15 protein-coding genes are annotated in these 17,946 nt (G+C 39.1%); 11 read left to right on the plus strand and 4 right to left on the minus strand.

Features of this window, described 5'->3' with window-relative positions; genetic code table 11:
• Nucleotides 1-80 precede the first annotated feature (80 nt).
• From panC to ZA06_RS08090, 9 genes are all read left to right on the plus strand, one after another.
• A complete protein-coding gene (gene panC, locus ZA06_RS08050; RefSeq protein ID WP_053977103.1) occupies nt 81-929 on the plus strand; it encodes a pantoate--beta-alanine ligase in 849 nt (282 codons plus the stop codon).
• A 12-nt stretch (nt 930-941) separates the two neighbouring features.
• Nucleotides 942-1,292, plus strand: coding sequence for an aspartate 1-decarboxylase (gene panD / locus ZA06_RS08055; protein WP_053976853.1), 351 nt, complete (start codon nt 942-944; stop codon nt 1,290-1,292).
• Between the two features lie 9 nt (nt 1,293-1,301).
• On the plus strand, nt 1,302-2,255 hold the full coding sequence (locus tag ZA06_RS08060; protein ID WP_053976854.1) for a lysylphosphatidylglycerol synthase transmembrane domain-containing protein: 954 nt from the start codon (nt 1,302-1,304) through the stop codon (nt 2,253-2,255).
• 39 nt (nt 2,256-2,294) lie between these two features.
• Nucleotides 2,295-3,437: an alpha/beta hydrolase gene (locus ZA06_RS08065; protein ID WP_053976855.1), complete on the plus strand. Its 1,143-nt coding sequence runs from the start codon at nt 2,295-2,297 to the stop codon at nt 3,435-3,437.
• An 87-nt stretch (nt 3,438-3,524) separates the two neighbouring features.
• Nucleotides 3,525-4,694 carry an alpha/beta hydrolase-fold protein gene (locus tag ZA06_RS08070; protein WP_053976856.1) on the plus strand — a complete coding sequence of 390 codons (1,170 nt, stop codon included), beginning with the start codon at nt 3,525-3,527 and terminating at the stop codon, nt 4,692-4,694.
• Nucleotides 4,695-4,804: 110 nt separating this feature from the next.
• A complete protein-coding gene (radA, locus tag ZA06_RS08075; protein ID WP_053976857.1) occupies nt 4,805-6,166 on the plus strand; it encodes a DNA repair protein RadA in 1,362 nt (453 codons plus the stop codon).
• Between the two features lie 93 nt (nt 6,167-6,259).
• A complete protein-coding gene (gene ileS, locus ZA06_RS08080) occupies nt 6,260-9,664 on the plus strand; it encodes an isoleucine--tRNA ligase (protein WP_053976858.1) in 3,405 nt (1,134 codons plus the stop codon).
• 4 nt (nt 9,665-9,668) lie between these two features.
• Nucleotides 9,669-10,052, plus strand: a complete 384-nt coding sequence (locus ZA06_RS08085; protein ID WP_053977104.1) for a TraR/DksA family transcriptional regulator — start codon at nt 9,669-9,671, stop codon at nt 10,050-10,052.
• Nucleotides 10,053-10,191: 139 nt separating this feature from the next.
• On the plus strand, nt 10,192-10,887 hold the full coding sequence (locus ZA06_RS08090) for a lipoprotein signal peptidase (RefSeq protein ID WP_053976859.1): 696 nt from the start codon (nt 10,192-10,194) through the stop codon (nt 10,885-10,887).
• Here ZA06_RS08090 and ZA06_RS08095 read toward each other — a convergent pair.
• The 4 genes from ZA06_RS08095 to ZA06_RS08110 are packed head-to-tail and all read right to left on the minus strand — an operon-like array spanning nt 10,869 to nt 13,706.
• Nucleotides 10,869-11,438: a 5-formyltetrahydrofolate cyclo-ligase gene (locus ZA06_RS08095; protein ID WP_053976860.1), complete on the minus strand. Its 570-nt coding sequence runs from the start codon at nt 11,436-11,438 to the stop codon at nt 10,869-10,871. The genes ZA06_RS08090 and ZA06_RS08095 overlap by 19 nt on opposite strands.
• On the minus strand, nt 11,407-12,408 hold the full coding sequence (locus tag ZA06_RS08100) for a succinylglutamate desuccinylase/aspartoacylase family protein (RefSeq protein WP_053976861.1): 1,002 nt from the start codon (nt 12,406-12,408) through the stop codon (nt 11,407-11,409). The genes ZA06_RS08095 and ZA06_RS08100 overlap by 32 nt, the downstream gene beginning before the upstream one ends.
• On the minus strand, nt 12,409-13,281 hold the full coding sequence (rimK, locus tag ZA06_RS08105) for a 30S ribosomal protein S6--L-glutamate ligase (protein ID WP_053976862.1): 873 nt from the start codon (nt 13,279-13,281) through the stop codon (nt 12,409-12,411). It lies immediately after the preceding gene.
• The gene (locus ZA06_RS08110; RefSeq protein ID WP_053976863.1) at nt 13,278-13,706 is read right to left on the minus strand and encodes an ATP-dependent zinc protease family protein; all 429 of its coding nucleotides are present in this window, start codon (nt 13,704-13,706) and stop codon (nt 13,278-13,280) included. The genes rimK and ZA06_RS08110 overlap by 4 nt, the downstream gene beginning before the upstream one ends.
• A gap of 126 nt (nt 13,707-13,832) precedes the next feature.
• On the opposite strand from ZA06_RS08110, the gene uvrC reads away from it, so the two are divergent.
• Together uvrC and ZA06_RS08120 are read left to right on the plus strand one after the other, a co-directional pair.
• The gene (uvrC, locus tag ZA06_RS08115; protein WP_053976864.1) at nt 13,833-15,626 is read left to right on the plus strand and encodes an excinuclease ABC subunit UvrC; all 1,794 of its coding nucleotides are present in this window, start codon (nt 13,833-13,835) and stop codon (nt 15,624-15,626) included.
• On the plus strand, nt 15,623-17,875 hold the full coding sequence (locus ZA06_RS08120; protein WP_053976865.1) for a patatin-like phospholipase family protein: 2,253 nt from the start codon (nt 15,623-15,625) through the stop codon (nt 17,873-17,875). The genes uvrC and ZA06_RS08120 overlap by 4 nt, the downstream gene beginning before the upstream one ends.
• Nucleotides 17,876-17,946: the final 71 nt, after the last annotated feature.

Below are 17,946 nucleotides of genomic sequence, written 5' to 3' on the forward strand. Positions count from 1 at the left end.
AAAACATGCAAAATTACAAAATTTTATGCAGATTGCCAGTAAAATATTAGTTTTGCACGCTGTTAATGTTTTGTTGTCACGTGAGAATTTATCATAAATCCAGTGAGTTAAAAAGCACTGTCGAGGAACTAAAAACCCAGAACCGTAGCATTGGAATGGTGCCTACCATGGGAGCTCTGCATCAAGGACATCTATCCTTAATCAAGCAGGCATTGGACGAAAATGACGCCGTTGTGGTGAGTATTTTCGTAAACCCTACCCAGTTCAATAATCCAGAAGATCTTGAGAAATATCCAAGAATGTTGGAGACCGATGTGGAGCTGTTAAAGCAGCTAAGCGACGATATTATGGTGTTCGCGCCTTCGGTGGAAGATATCTACGGAACCGATGTGGAGTCAACATCTTTCTCTTACGATGGCTTGGAGCATGAAATGGAAGGTCGTTTTAGGGACGGACATTTTGACGGTGTTGGAACCATTGTAAAACGTTTGTTTGAAATTGCTCAGCCTGACAATGCTTATTTCGGAGAAAAGGATTTTCAGCAGTTGATGATCATTAAGAAGCTTGTTGAGAAGTACGAGATTCCAGTAAATGTCGTTGGATGTCCTATTTACAGGGAAGATGATGGTTTGGCTATGAGCTCTAGAAACATCCGTTTGACACCGGCTCATAGAGAGGCTTCACCATTTATCTACAAAACGCTGCAAGCTGCCAAAGTTAAGTTTGGCACAGAAAGTGCTAAAGCAGTAACCGATTGGGTTGAAAGTGAGTTTGCTGCCAACGATTTGTTGGAATTGGAATATTTCATTATTGCAGACGAACAGACCCTGAAAACAATTACAGAAAAAACTAATTCAAATACATATCGCGGTTTTATAGCCGTATATGCGGGAGATGTTAGACTTATAGACAACATCGCCTTAAATTAATATTTTTGCCTCATGCAAATTCACGTAGTAAAATCTAAGATTCATAGAGTTAAATGTACAGGTGCAGATCTTAATTACATTGGTAGTATTACTATTGATGAAGATCTTATGGAAGCCGCAAACATTATCCAAGGAGAAAAAGTTCAAATTGTGAACAATGATAATGGTGAGCGATTGGAGACCTATGTAATTCCTGGACCTCGCAACAGTGGTGAAATCACCCTAAATGGGGCGGCAGCCCGCAAGGTAGCTGTTGGAGATACATTGATTTTGATTACCTATGCCATTATGGATATTGAAGAAGCTAAAACCTTCAAGCCAGCATTGGTGTTTCCAAACGAAGCCACTAACTTGTTAAACTAAATCCCGAGATTGAATTCTAAGCTTAAAACCATTCTTAAAGTAGCATTACCATTATTGTTGGGTGTTGTTTTAGTGTGGTATTCGCTGTCCAAAATTTCAATTGGGGAACTCATTTTACATTTCAAAAAGGCAAACTATTTTTGGGTTGCCTTAGGAATCCTATTTGGTTTTTTGAGCCATTTATCTCGAGCTTACCGTTGGAAGTTTTTATTGGAACCCTTGGGGTATTTCCCTAAAATGCCCAATAGGGTAATGGCTGTATTTGCAGGTTATTTGGTGAATTTTACCATTCCAAGGGCTGGGGAAGTTACTAGGGCAACCGTGTTAACCAATTACGAAGGCGTGCCTTTTGAAAAGGGATTCGGAACTATTGTCTCAGAACGAGTGGCCGATCTTTTGGTGCTGCTTTTAATTATACTCACAACCCTATTTTTGGAATTTGAATTCATTTATAATTTCTTCATTCAAAAATTTGATACCGTTAAGGTGCTTTCCGCTGGTGCCTTGTTGCTTGTTTTGGGAGTGGGGCTGATTATCTACTTTAAAAATGGGAAGTCGCAGTTTGCGGTCAAGGTGAGAACATTTGTAGTTGGTTTGATAGAAGGCGTGTTGAGTATTCTCAAAATGAAGAAAAAGTGGGCCTTTATAGGGCATACTTTGTTCATTTGGATCATGTATCTTTTAATGTTCTATGTGACTTCGTTGGGAATAGAGGAATTACAGCCCATTCCATTAGCTGCCATTTTGGTTGGATTTATTTCTGCAACTTTTAGTATCGCGGCTACAAATGGCGGGATTGGATCTTATCCCGAAGCGGTAGTTCTGGCCTTTATGCTCTTTGCTTTGCCAGAAGACCCTAGCAGGGCTTTTGGATGGATCATGTGGTCCACGCAAACACTCATGCTTACACTTTTGGGAGGAATATCTTTAATTTGCCTTCCAATCTATAATAGAACCAAATAATTTTATAAATTGCCGTAACAATATAAATGAAGGAAAATTATGCATAAGTTTTTCATGCTTTTGGTATTTGTTTTGGGCTATCAAACACTACTATCCCAGGTATTGTTCGAAACAATGGAATCATCCATTTTAGGGGAAAGTAGGGAATTGAAAATCCAATTGCCGTCCGATTACAATCCTGAAGACAAAACAGAGTATCCAATCATTATCGTTTTTGATGGGGATTATCTGTTTGAACCAGTTATTGGTAACGTAAATTACCAATCCTATTGGGGGGAAATGCCAAAATGTATTGTGGTGGGGATCAATCAGGCGTCAACTAGAGAAGTAGATTTCTTTTATGATGACGAAACTTATTTTCCAGCACATGAAGGTGCACGATTTTTTGAGTTTGTTGGGGTAGAGTTGATTCCTTATATCGAAAGTAGATACAAAGCTTCCAAATTTAGAATTGGCGTTGGACATAATTTAAGTGCTAATTTCGTGAACTATTATGTGTTCAAGGAATATCCTATTTTTAGGGCTTTTGTTGAGTTTAGTCCAGATTTGGCGCCAGAAATGGCCAGTCGTTTGGAGCAACGTTTGAATAATATTCCTATTGATACTTTCTTTTATTTGGCCACTGCTGAAAACGATTTAGGGAATTTGAACAAAAGTATTGTCAATTTAGACAAGACATTAAGCGCTATTGAAAACCCAAAGTTGCATTACCGTTTTGATAATTTTGATGATGCCAACCACTATTCTTTGGTAGGTTTGGCAATTCCAAAGGCCATGAACCAGATATTTTCTTTGTACAAACCCATCAATAAAAAGGAATATTCAGAGCAAATGCTTACTTATGAAGGCTCTCCTTATGACTATTTGATGAAGAAATATGATGATATCAAATTGTTTTATGGTTTTGAGAAAAAGGTTGTGGAAATCGATTTGAAGGCTACCGCTGCGGCTTCCAAGAAAAAGGACGATATGGAATCGTTAAAGAATGTTTCCAAACTGGCCAAAAAGGAATACCCAGATTCCATGATTAGTGCCTATTATCAGGGTATGTATTATGAGGAGTATGGCGACTTGAAAAAGGCTTTACAGTATTACCAATCTGGATTATTGTTGAACGAGTCCGAATACATCGACAAAGACATGCTTTTGGAGAAGGTTTACGACATCAAAGACCAGAATTAATACAAATAATTGCAGTTCATCGATTTTTTTTAGCAGGTTAACTATTTTTTTGGTATGTTTACTATCCTAATCCAAACCTACTAAACGATGAATAGAAATCTACTTTTTGTCTTAGCACTACTTACCTTTAGTGTTAGTTTTGCTCAGGTTACCCGAGAAAAGTTTGAATCTAGAAAGCTAAATACTACTCGTGAAATAAAAATCAAACTTCCAGCAGGTTACGATCCAAGTTCCCCTTTAAAACACCCGGTTATTGTGGTTTTTGATGGGGATTATCTTTTTGAAGCAGTTGCTGGGCAGGTTGCTTTTCAAACTTATTTCGATGAAATGCCCAAGTCTATCATCGTTGGAATCGAGCAAGGTAAGCAGAGATTTTACGATAGTTACCATGATGAAGTAACTGGAATGCCAATTGAATCTGGAGAGAGATTCTATAGATTCGTGTCAGAAGAATTGTTGCCATATATCGATAGTAAATACAACACTAGTAAGTTTAGAGTGGCTGTTGGTCACAATGTGATGGGGAATTTTATCAACTCATTCTTGTTGAGCTCAGATCCAATGTTTCATGCTTATGTGAATTTGAGTCCTGATTTTAAGGGAGAAATGAAGGAAAATGTGGTGAGCCGCTTGAAGTGGATTGACGAGGAAATTTTCTATTACATGGTTACCAGTGATCATGATTTAGCCTCATTAAAGGATAATATTCGTGAGGTCAATGCTAATCTTCAAGGAGCAAAAAACAATTCATTGACTTATTATTTTGACGAGTTCAAAGGAGATACACATTATATGTTGGTGACGGGAGGTATCTCTAAGGCTTTGGATAAAATATTCGAATTGTATAAGCCTTTGGATGAAAAGGAGCTTAAAGAAAAAGTGTTTCCTTATGAAGGGACTTTGGATGATTACATTGTAGATCGCTACAAAAGAATTGAAGAGCTTTTTGGAATTTATAAGCCTATTACCGAAGAAGAATTTGAAAAAATTGTGGCTGTAGCAGAGCAACGCGAGGATGTGGAATCATTGGAGAAAATTGGGAAATTAGCCGATAAGCAGGATCCTAATTCCTCTTTGGGAACTTATTATTTGGCATTGTATGCCGAAAAAATGGGGAAAACCAAAAAGGCGGTTAAGTTGTATGAAACGGCTTTACAGTTGAATGACATGGCGCATATAGACAAAGATTTTATCTTGTCAAAAGTGGAAGATTTAAAGTTTGTGGCAGAAGAAGTAGAGGAGGAAGGAGAAGATTAAAAGATAGAAACCAATACCAATCACTCAATTATGTACAGTCCCCAATACCTTGTGTTGGGGATTGTTTTTTTGCGGAGATTTATTCCTTATTTTAGCCTAAATTTCTAAAGATGGCCAAGGTAAAAACTACGTTTTATTGTCAGAATTGTGGAAGCCAGTATTCAAAATGGCAGGGGCAGTGTACTGCTTGTAAGGAGTGGAACACCATAGCAGAAGAGGTGCTTCAAACTCCTGAAAAGAGTGATTGGAAATCACCTGCTTCAGCTTCGGTAAAACGTGCGGCAAAACCTTTGCTTATTAATGAAATTGACGGTTCACAAGACGCTCGGATTGATGTTGTTGATTTGGAGTTTAATCGGGTATTGGGAGGTGGCTTGGTGCCTGGATCCTTAACGCTTTTGGGAGGGGAACCTGGAATCGGGAAAAGTACACTCCTACTTCAAATGGCCTTGCGATTGCCTTATAAAACACTTTATGTATCTGGAGAGGAAAGCCAAAAACAGATAAAAATGCGTGCTGAACGCATCAATCCAGTCGCCAGTAATTGCTATATTTTAACTGAAACCAAAACGCAAAATATCTTCAAACAGATCGAAGATTTGCAACCAGATGTTGTGGTGGTTGATTCCATTCAAACACTTCATAGTGATTATATAGAATCTTCTGCAGGAAGTATTTCCCAAATCAAGGAATGCACAACTGAGCTCATCAAATTTGCCAAAGAAACGGCTACTCCAGTGATTCTTGTTGGACATATTACCAAAGATGGTCACATTGCTGGCCCTAAAATTTTGGAGCATATGGTAGACACGGTGTTGCAGTTTGAAGGAGACAGAAACCATGTGTTTAGAATTTTGCGGGCCAATAAAAACCGTTTTGGATCCACTAACGAATTGGGGATTTATGAAATGCAGGGAGCAGGTCTAAGGGAAGTTAGTAATCCATCGGAAATTCTTATTTCTAGAAAGGATGATGAACTCTCTGGTAATGCCGTAGCAGCTACTTTGGAAGGTACGCGCCCCTTGATGATTGAAGTGCAGGCTTTGGTAAGTACGGCGGTTTATGGGACGCCACAGCGCAGTGCCACGGGGTTTAATGCCAAACGTCTCAATATGTTATTGGCGGTTTTGGAAAAGCGCGCCGGTTTTAGGTTGGGGGCCAAAGACGTCTTCTTAAATATTACGGGAGGCATCACCGTTGATGATCCTGCAATTGATCTTGCGGTGGTTGCAGCCATTTTGTCTTCAAACGAAGATGAAGCGCTCCCAAAAGACTATTGTTTTGCGGCCGAAGTTGGGCTTTCTGGTGAAATTAGACCGGTGCAACGTGTGGAACAACGCATTCTTGAAGCAGAGAAACTAGGGTTTTCAACGATTTTTGTGTCGAAATACAATAAAATTTCACTGAAAAAAACGGCCATTAAAATTCAGTTACTTTCCAAAATCGAAGACTTGGTAGGCTTTATTGTGTAAGTGACATTTTCAAGGTGACCATTTTCCTCCAAATAGCACGGCTATTTCTCTAAAAATCATTAATTTCGCAGGTCCAAAAGAATTAATGATAATATGAGTACGAAATTCCCTGAATATAAAGGTCTTGACTTACCTAAAGTAGCCGATGAAATGTTGGCCTACTGGAAAGAACATTCCATTTTTGAAAAAAGTGTCACGTCTCGAGACAACGCAAAACCTTTTGTGTTTTTTGAAGGGCCTCCGTCGGCAAATGGTCTTCCTGGAGTGCACCACGTTTTGGCACGTGCCATCAAGGATATCTTTCCTCGCTACAAAACCATGAAAGGGTTTCAGGTAAAAAGAAAGGCTGGATGGGATACTCATGGACTTCCAATTGAGTTAGGTGTTGAAAAGGAATTGGGAATTACCAAAGAGGATATTGGAAAAACTATTTCAGTAGAAGATTATAATGCAGCTTGTCGTAAGGCGGTGATGCGTTACACGGATGTGTGGAACGACCTTACCGAAAAAATGGGGTACTGGGTAGATATGGATGACCCTTACATCACTTACGAACCAAAATACATGGAAAGTGTATGGTGGTTGTTGAAAGAAATCTATAATAAGAATTTACTATACAAGGGCTACACGATTCAGCCGTATTCTCCAAAGGCAGGGACTGGTTTGAGTTCCCATGAGCTGAACCAGCCAGGGACCTATCAGGATGTAACGGACACCACAATCGTAGCCCAATTTAAAGCTAAAGCAGAATCATTACCTGAGTTTTTGCAAAACGAAGGAGATATTCACTTCTTGGCTTGGACGACTACACCTTGGACTTTGCCAAGTAACACGGCTTTAACCGTTGGGCCAAAAATTGACTATGTGTTGATTGAAACGTTTAATCAATACACTTTTGAGTCTATCAAAGTGGTGCTTGGAAAACCGTTGGTTGGAAAACAGTTCGCAGGGAAGTACATAGTTGCCGAATCTCAAGCAGATATTGATAGTTATTCAAAAGAAAATAAAAAGATTCCTTATCGTGTGATTAAGGAATTCAAGGGAGCAGATTTAGTAGGGATTACCTATGAGCAGTTATTACCTTACGCATTGCCACATAACAATCCTGAGAATGCCTTTAGAGTGATTTTGGGAGATTTCGTGACGACTGAAGATGGTACCGGAATTGTACATACTGCGCCAACTTTTGGTGCCGATGATGCCATGGTAGCCAAACAAGCGACTCCAGAAGTGCCGCCAATGTTGGTAATGGACGAGCAAGGGAATTTGGTGCCGTTGGTGGACTTGCAAGGGAAGTTCAGACCAGAAATGGGTGAGCATACAGGGAAATATGTGAAGAACGAATATTATGCCGATGGTGAAGCGCCTGAGCGTTCGGTAGATGTTGAGATCGCCATCCGTTTAAAAGAAGAGAACAAAGCCTTCAAGGTTGAAAAATACAAGCACAGTTACCCTAATTGTTGGAGAACCGATAAGCCAATCTTGTACTATCCATTGGATTCTTGGTTTATCAAGGTGACCGATGTGAAGGAGCGCATGTTTGAATTGAACGAAACCATCAACTGGAAGCCTAAAGCTACAGGAACAGGACGTTTCGGAAATTGGTTGGCAAATGCTAATGACTGGAACCTGTCACGTTCTCGCTATTGGGGAATTCCATTGCCAATTTGGAGAACTGAAGATGGCAAGGAAGAAATTTGTATTGGGTCCGTAGAAGAATTAAAAGCCGAAATGCAACGTGCTATTGATGCAGGCGTTTTGGCGGAAGATATTTTCAAGGATTTTGAAGTAGGTAACAACGACGATGCTAACTATGCAAAATTAGATTTACATAAAAACATTGTGGACCAAATCACTTTGGTATCGGCTTCTGGAAAGCCAATGAAGCGTGAAAGCGATTTGATAGATGTTTGGTTTGATTCTGGATCTATGCCATATGCACAGTGGCACTATCCTTTTGAAAACAAAGAGAAAATTGATGCCCATACCTCTTTCCCTGCCGATTTTATCGCGGAAGGAGTAGACCAAACACGTGGATGGTTCTATACACTTCATGCCATTGCAACTATGGTATTTGATTCGGTAGCTTATAAGAATGTTGTGTCCAACGGGCTTGTGCTGGATAAAAACGGACAGAAAATGTCCAAGCGTTTAGGGAATGCCGTGGATCCATTTGAAACCTTGGCCAATTATGGGGCAGACGCCACGCGTTGGTACATGATTTCCAATGCCAATCCATGGGACAATTTGAAATTTGACATTGAAGGCGTAGAAGAGGTAAAACGTAAATTCTTCGGAACACTTTACAATACCTATTCTTTCTTCACTTTATATACCAATTTGGATAACTTCACCTATAGTGAGGCGGATATTCCTTTGGAAGAAAGACCAGAGATTGATCGTTGGATCTTATCTGAATTACACACATTGATTCAAAAGGTTGATGAGTATTATGCCGAATATGAGCCAACAAAAGCGGCCAGAGCAATTTCAGACTTTACACAGGATTACTTGAGTAACTGGTATGTGCGTTTAAGTAGAAGACGTTTCTGGAAAGGCGATTACCAATCCGATAAGATTTCTGCTTACCAAACCTTGTACACCTGTATGGTAACCTTGGCGAAACTTGGAGCGCCGATTGCGCCATTCTACATGGATAAAATTTACCAGGACTTAACAAAAGTGACACAAAAAGAAAACTTTGAAAGTGTACATTTGGCGGAGTTCCCTGTAAGTGATCCAGCTTTTATAGATAAGGAATTGGAGCGTAAAATGGAGAGTGCACAAACTATTTCATCTTTGGTCTTGTCATTACGTGCCAAGGAAAAGATAAAAGTGCGTCAACCGTTGCAAAAGATTATGGTTCCTGTAAACAGCGAGCAACAAAAAACTGAGATTTTGGCGGTTGCAGATTTGATTACTTCGGAAGTAAATGTAAAGGAAATCGAAGTTTTGGAAGATGCTTCTGAGATTTTGGTGAAGCAGATCAAGCCTAATTTCAAGGTTTTAGGTCCTCGTTTTGGAAAAGATATGAAATCCATCGCTCAGATAATCAGTGGATTTACGTCTGAGGATATAAAAAATATGGAGCAAACAGGGGAGGTAAATGTTGAAATTAATGGAAAAAGTATTACATTAGAACGTTCTGATGTGGAAATTACCTCACAAGACATCGAAGGTTGGCTTGTAGCAAATGAAGGTGCTTTAACAGTTGCACTGGATGTTACAATCAATGAGGAATTGAAAAAAGAGGGTATCGCCAGAGAGTTGGTAAACAGAATACAAAACCTAAGAAAGGATTCAGGATTTGAGCTTACCGACAGGATTGCGGTCCACTTGCAAAAGGATGAACAGATTAGTAATGCGGTAAAACAAAATATTGACTATATAAAAACAGAGACGTTAACAGATCAATTGGAAATTTTAGACATTGTAACCGATGGGATTGAGATAGCCTTTGATGATGTAAATACCAAACTGTTTATTGAAAAATTATAAGATTATGGCAGTAGAAACTAACAACAGGTATTCCGATAAGGATTTGGCAGAGTTTAAAGTATTGATTCTAGATAAAATTGAAAAGGCCGAACATGATTTAGCGCTTTTGAAAAGTGCGTACATGAACGACCTTAATAATGGAACCGATGATACTTCGCCGACATTTAAGGCTTTTGAAGAAGGTAGCGAAACCATGAGTAAGGAAGCGAACTCTCAATTGGCCATCAGACAGGAGAAATTTATCCGGGACTTAAAAAATGCCCTTATTAGAGTTGAGAACAAAACTTATGGTATTTGCCGCGTAACGGGCAAGTTGATCAGTAAGGAGCGCCTCAAGTTAGTGCCGCACGCTACATTAAGTATTGAGGCAAAAAACATGCAGCAATAACTAAACTTATATTTTTAGAATAGCGCCCTGTATATACAGGGCGTTTGTTTTTATGTCTTCTTTCTAGGATGTTCAAAATTGATTAAGTGTTCACAATCAATTTATAAATCCTATTTTTGTGTTTCATCAATTCTAATCCATGTCATTAAAAAAAGCATTCCTCTTAATTATTTTAATCTTGCTTGCCGATCAAATAAGCAAACTATACATTAAAACCCATTTTGAACTTAGGGATCGTATAGAGGTATTTGAATGGTTTCATATTGCATTTGTAGAAAATGACGGGATGGCTTGGGGAACTAAAATCAGTGATTTTGCTTCGTTTATTTCAGATAAAACAGCTAAGTTGAGTCTAACACTGTTTAGAATTGTGGCTGTTTTTGGTATTGGCTATTGGTTGGTGTCTTCCATCCAAAAGAAAGCTTCCAAAACCCTAATTTGGGCAGTAGCCTTGATTTTTGCAGGTGCCTTGGGCAATATCATCGATTCGGTTTTTTATGGCGTCATCTTTAGCGATAGCATCAATAAGGTGGCCACTTTTCTGCCTGTTGAAGGTGGTTACGCCAGTTTGTTTCATGGCAACGTTGTGGATATGCTCCATTTTCCTATTTATAGTGGAATCTATCCAGAATGGTTTCCTTTTGTGGGAGGAAAGAGCTTTTCTTTTTTTGAGCCTGTGTTTAATATTGCCGATATGGCCATTAGTACGGGAATAGGCATTCTCATTGTCTTCAACAAAAAGGCGTTCCCGAAGTCTTCAGATGAATTGGAAATTTTGGATGTAGAAAAAGAAGTAGAAAAGGAAAAGGACACTACTCAGCTAGAAAACGTGTAGATGATTTTTGGTGTAACGCAATAGTCTAAACGAATGTCTGCTTCATGCATGTCGTCGAATGAAGGTTCTGCTTCAAAAAATGACAGTCCAATTTTTAGTGCATCAGGTGTGCAGTTGGCCAAAAACCGATCGTAAAACCCTTTTCCATAGCCAATTCTTTGTCCGTTATCGTCAAAAGCCAATAAAGGGATAAATACCACGTCTAGCTTGTCATTGGCAATTTCAATGCCGTCCTGAGGTTCAGGAATGCCGTATGAGTTCACTTTTATTACAGTGTTGTCTGTCAATAAAAAGTTGGTCATAGTACCCGACTTGAAATCGCTTTTTGAAATAACAATGTTTTTATCTTTTCCAGAGAGAATGTTCAGGATGAATTCGGTTTGGATTTCTTTCTTCGATGCAATGCTCAAAAAAAGATGATAGAAAGAATAGTTCCAAATATCCATCTTCAATAACTGATTGGCAATTTCTATGCTCAATTGGTCAATATCGTCCTCCGAAAGCGCCTCTCGCTTCGATTTATATAGGGTTCTTAATTCTTGCTTGGTCATTTTTTAATTTGGTACTAATATGGAATAGGGCGTCACCCTGATAGACGATAGGCAATTCATTCACATTAATAACATAGCCTGAATAAATGGCTTTTACGAAATGGTTGAATTTACCATAGGGATCTGTAATGTTACCAATGATATCGCCTTTGGTCACTTTTGTGTTCAAGGCGATGGAAGGTTTGAACATTCCAGAATAGTTGGCGCGCTGCCAACTGCTGTCCAAAATGGTGACGGTTTGTGTTTTTGGCTTGGATACCTTGAATTTTGTAGATAACATCCCTAAATGGTGTAGCACGCGTTTTACGCCATTAACCCCAGTATTGGTAATATTGATATCTATATGGGTAGATTTCCCGCCTTCAAACAACAAAATAGGTTTGCCTAGTTTGCTACATGTATTTCTGAAGGACTTTTTGATGTTTTTGGTATACAATATAAATGGTGCTCCAAAGGCATTGGCCAACTCGTCCAATTGAGGATTGTTTTTGGTAATGCGTATTTGAGGTGCATTAAACCTTCCAGCTCCACCTGTATGAAAATCCATGATGAAATCTACATCAGGAATTACTTCGCTAACCAATTTGTAAGCTACACGACTAGCTAAAGAGCCTTTTTTGGTGCCAGGGAAAACTCGGTTTAAATCCCTGCCATCAGGGAATTCACGTTTCAGGGTAATAAACCCAAAAACATTAATAATAGGAATGCAAATAATGGTTCCGCATTTAGGTTTGTTAATGCCTTTGGCGATAATCTGCCTAATGATTTCCACACCATTCACTTCATCTCCATGGATGCCAGCCGTAAAAAGAACAACCGGCCCCGGCTTTTTGGAGCGTTCAATGATAACGGGCACATCGATGCTGGAAGTGGTATGCAGATTGGCCACCCCAAAATTCAATTCACAACGCTCACCCGCTTTAATGTCTTTGCCAAGTATGGAAATGATTGCTTTTTGGGTGTAGGTCATCTATCGGTTCCTTTCTATATAAGTTATGATGGCGCGGGCAATATTTTTTCCAGTAGCTTCTTCAATGCCTTCCAGTCCTGGGGTAGAGTTCACCTCCAATAATAGAGGTCCTCTGGCCGACTGAAGCATGTCAACACCGCAAACAGGGAGTTTCAATGCTTTTGAGGCTTGCATAGCCAACTTAAGTTCGGCATCATTAAGTTTGATGATTTGGGCGGTGCCTCCTCTGTGTAAATTAGAGCGGAATTCACCTTCTTTCCCTTGGCGTTTCATGGCGCCAACTACCTGTCCATCTACAACCAAAGCTCTAATATCAGCACCTTTGGCTTCCTTGATAAATTCTTGAACAATCACCCTAGCTTGTAATCCATTGAAAGCTTCCAAAACAGATTCAGCTGCGCTTTTGGTTTCCGCCAAAACAACACCTAAACCTTGAGTGCCTTCAAGTAGTTTAATGATTACAGGAGTTCCACCGACGTGTTCAATAACTTCTTCAACATCTCTGGAATAGTTTGTGAATACCGTCTTTGGCATGCCGATTCCGGCTTTGCTCAAGCGCTGTAAACTGCGCAGTTTGTCCCGTGAGCGTTGAATAGCGTCTGAGGTTACAATGGTGAACACGTTCATCATTTCAAATTGACGTACCACAGCGCAACCGTAAAAGGTAACAGAGGCGCCAATCCTTGGGATAATAGCATCTACATAATCCAAATAGCGGTCTTTGTAAAAGATGGTAGGTTTTTCTTTTTCAATAATGATGTCGCATTTTAGGGGGTCGATCACTTCAACCTGATGCCCTCTTTTTCGGCCCTCTTCAATAAGCCGTTGGGTAGAATATAAATAAGAATTTCTAGATAGAATTACTATGTTCATGCGCGTTTACTGGCGTTAAAAGATACGTTCTTCTGGTCTACATCAACGAGAAATTTTTTGCTTAAAAACTGTCTGCCAATAAGAACTGGAAATTTCATGTCGTCTCTGGTGCTTAAAGTTAAGTTAATCTTATAGGTTTTACCAAAAAATATGACATCGGTTTTAATTTTAAATCTGTTTTCCTTGAAACCGTTGCTACTCTTTACATTGGTTCTTGAATAGGAATTAAAGCTCACCTCGACACCGCTAAAGTTTGGATGGCCGTCACTGTGAAATGTACAGATTAGGCTGTTGTTTTTTTCGATGATTTTTGAGCAATGTATGGCAGAAGTATAGGCGCCAGTGTCTACCTTAACATCAACTTCAAATAGTTGTAGTTCAGGGAAATCAATCTTGTCTATGCGGCCAATGGTTTGTGTTTTCATTGCTGAATATAAATGTACGAAGTTAGTGAATTACTGATTTCAAAATTAGCTTTGCCAAGATAATTTTTAGGGCAATTAACATTTTGGCTGCCGATTGAAAACCATGAAAATAGTTACCTTTGAATGATGAGCCAAACTTCACTTGAAATTCAGTTGCAAACCTTGCCCAATCAGCCGGGAGTCTACCAATATTACGACGCTGAGGGGAAGATTTTATATGTTGGGAAAGCAAAGAACCTTAAAAAGAGAGTCAGTTCTTATTTTACGAAACAGCATGATTATGGGAAGACCCGAGTACTGGTGAAAAAGATTGCTAGTATCAAACATATTGTGGTAGATACGGAGACCGATGCTTTGCTGTTGGAAAATAACCTGATTAAAAAGTACCAGCCCAAATACAATGTGATGCTCAAGGATGATAAATCTTATCCTTGGATTTGTATCAAGAAGGAGCGTTTTCCAAGAGTGTTTTCAACTCGCAGGGTGATAAAGGATGGTTCAGAATATTTTGGGCCTTATACCAGCATGAAAACAGTATCTACTTTGTTGGAATTAATTAGAGGATTATTTCAATTAAGAACCTGTAATTACGATTTAGCTGAAGAAAAAATTGAAGCCGACAAATACAAGGTGTGTTTAGAATACCATTTGGGAAATTGCAAAGGGCCATGTGAAGGGTATGAAACCGAAGAAGAATACCATGCCAATATCGCTTCGATTAAAGAGATTTTAAAAGGGAATTTTAAGGACTCGCTGTCTCATTTTAAAAAGCAAATGCAGGCTTTGGCGCAAGATATGAAGTTTGAAGAGGCACAGAAAATAAAGGAAAAGATTGAAGTGCTGGAGAACTATCAGGCAAAATCTACGGTTGTCAACCCAAAAATCAGTAATGTAGATGTGTTCTCTATAGTGAGCGATGAAGGCTATGGGTATGTCAATTTTCTTCAATTGTCATACGGTTCCATCATTAGGTCCCATACTTTGGAAATCAAAAAGAAATTGGAAGAAACCGACAAGGAACTTTTGGAGTTGGCCGTAACTGAGCTTCGGCAACGCTTCAATTCCAATTCCAAAGAAATCTATGTTCCTTTTAAAATTGATATTGGCGAAACTATAAAAGTAACGGTTCCCAAGTTGGGAGATAAAAAACATATTTTGGATCTCTCCATCAGAAATGCCAAGTATTACCGAATGGAGCGTTTCAAACAAGTTAAAATCACAGATCCCGATAGACATGCCAACCGCATCATGGCACAAATGAAGGCCGATTTGAGATTGCATGAGGAGCCGCGGCATATTGAGTGTTTTGATAACTCCAATATTCAAGGGACCAACCCTGTGGCTGCTTGTGTGGTGTTTAAAAACGGCAAGCCAAGTAAAAAGGATTATCGCCATTTCAATATAAAAACGGTAGAAGGTCCAGATGATTTTGCTTCTATGGAAGAGGTGGTTCACAGGCGTTATAAAAGGCTTTTGGACGAAGGGCAGCCACTCCCTCAATTGATCATTATTGATGGAGGAAAAGGACAATTGTCTTCGGCGCTTAATAGTTTGGAAATCTTAGGTTTACGTGGAAAAATTGCAATCATCGGAATTGCGAAGCGTTTGGAAGAATTATTTTACCCAGAAGATCCAATTCCCTTATATTTAGATAAAAAAAGCGAAACCCTAAAAGTCATTCAACAATTACGAAACGAAGCGCACCGCTTTGGGATAGAGCATCATAGAAATAGAAGAAGTAAAAATGCCCTTAATACGGAGTTGGAAACCATTCCAGGTATTGGGGAGAAAACCATAGTGGAGTTGATGACCCACTTTAAATCGGTAAAACGGATTTCCCAAGCTTCTCTAGAGGATCTCACTTCGGTAGTTGGACCTTCCAAGGCACAGAAAATAAAGGCCTATTATGTAAACAAATGAAACACTTTCTAGCCATCATTGCCATTTTCCTATTGTTTGCGGGAGTTGGGTTTGCTCAAGAAACCCCTGCAAGGGATTCTTTGAAAATAGGTTTGGTGTTGAGTGGTGGTGGGGCTAAGGGATTTGCCCATATTGGTGTGCTGAAAGTATTGGATAGTATTGGGCTGAAAGTAGATTATATAGCAGGTTCCAGTATGGGAGCCATTGTAGGATCCTTGTATGCTTCGGGGTATTCGGCAAAGCAGTTGGATTCCATTTTTGGAAGTGTCAATTTTGATGAGGTGATTACCGATTATTTGCCAAGGGAATCCAAAACTTTCTATGAGAGGGACAATTCAGAGAAATATGCCGTGACCTTACCGTTTAATAAATTCAAGTTGAAGTTGCCCTCGGCTATTTCCTCAGGGCAAAATGTCTATAATTTATTGACTTATTTAACGCTTCCTGTGAGCGATGTCAAGGAATTTGATAAGTTGCCAATTCCATTTTTTTGTACAGCTACCAATGTGGAAACAGGAAAGGCTGTCTATTTGGAACGAGGTAATTTGGCGCAGTCGGTTACGGCCAGTGGTGCATTTCCGTCCTTGTTTCAACCGGTAATTATAAATGATCAGTTGTTAATAGATGGGGGAGTGACCAATAACTACCCTATTGATGAGTTGAAGGCTAAAGGTATGGATGTGATAATAGGGGTGGATGTTCAGGATGATTTGGCAACTAGGGAGGAACTGACTTCTGCGCCTGATATTTTACTGCAGATTAATAATTACAGGACCATTAATGACATGGTTTGGAAATCGGAGAAAACCGATATTTATATTAAACCAGATATCAAGGATTTTTCGGTGATCTCGTTTAGTGAAGGGCAGCGAATTGTGAAAAATGGAGAGAGTGCGGCAAGGGAGCAACTTGGCCCTCTTGTTGAACTGGCCAAAAAAGTAGGGGCTTCAAATAGATCTACTACCAAGTCCTTGAAAAGTCCAGATAGTATCAGGATTAATTCCATCAAGATTAAAGGGTATCAAAAGTACACTAGAGCTTATGTTTTGGGGAAATTGAAGCTTAAAAGTAACACCACCGTGAATTATACCGATTTTAGTAGAGGTGTGAATAATTTGATGGCAACCAATAATTTCGACACTTTTGAGTACCGGTTTCAGAAATCAAACGGTATAGAAGGCTATGATTTGTTGGCTACTATTAAGGAAAATGAAACTACAACTTTTTTCCGTTTGGGATTGCATTATGATGAACTATATAAAAGTGCCGCCATAGTGAATCTTACTCGAAAACGCGCTCTTTTTGATAATGATGTGCTGTCTTTTGATGTGGTTCTAGGCGATAATATTCGCTATAACTTGGACTATTTTATTGATAGAGGGTTTTATTGGAGTGTGGGATTGCGGACACGATTCAATCAATTTGATAGAGATGTCAATTCACAATTAATATTTCGGGCTTTTGAGGAAGAAGTCAGTAATGTCAATAAGGTTGATGTGGACCTTCGGGATTTTAGTTCGCAATTTTATGTGCAGACGCTGTTCCGAAAGGATTTTGCCTTGATTGCTGGGGCGGAGCATAAGCACCTAAGGATAACTTCTCAAACCTTGGTGAATCAGTTTAGTACTAATAGTGACGATGATTATTTGTTTGAAAACACAGATTATTTAAGTGTTTATGGTAATATTAAATTGGATACCTATAGCAGTCGCTATTTTCCTAAAAAAGGTTTCTACTTTAATGGTGATATCCATTGGTATTTCTATGCTTCCAGTTTTAATGAGAATTTTGAACCCTTTTCCATTGCCAAGGCGGATATTGGTTATGCCTTTAAGATTGCGAATGGCCTATCCATGACTATTTTGGAGCAGGGAGGATTCAAAATAGGAGAGAACACAACTAACTCGATGGATTTCGGATTGGGCGGCTATGCCAATAATTTCATAAATAATTTCGTTTCCTTTTATGGCTACGATTTTATGTCAATTACTGGGAATAGCTTTGTGAAAAGTACATTTACCTTGGATTATGAGTTTTTTAAAAAGAATCATTTCCTTCTTGCCGCCAACATTGGCAATGTAGAAGATAATATTTTTGAAACAGGCGAATGGTTAACTGCTCCAGATTATACAGGCTTTGCTGTGGGGTATTCTTATGAGACCTTTTTAGGGCCTATTGAAGCCAAATATACGTGGTCGCCAGATACCAAAAGGGACTATTGGTTCTTCAATCTAGGGTTCTGGTTTTAGTGGTATAAAATTTGACTTAATGCTCTGACATTGTAAGCTCTTCATGATTTATTAAAAATCTACAAAAATTT

Origin of the sequence: Mangrovimonas xylaniphaga, from assembly GCF_001280435.1 — a bacterium.
Classification (GTDB): Bacteria; Bacteroidota; Bacteroidia; order Flavobacteriales; family Flavobacteriaceae; genus Mangrovimonas_A; species Mangrovimonas_A xylaniphaga.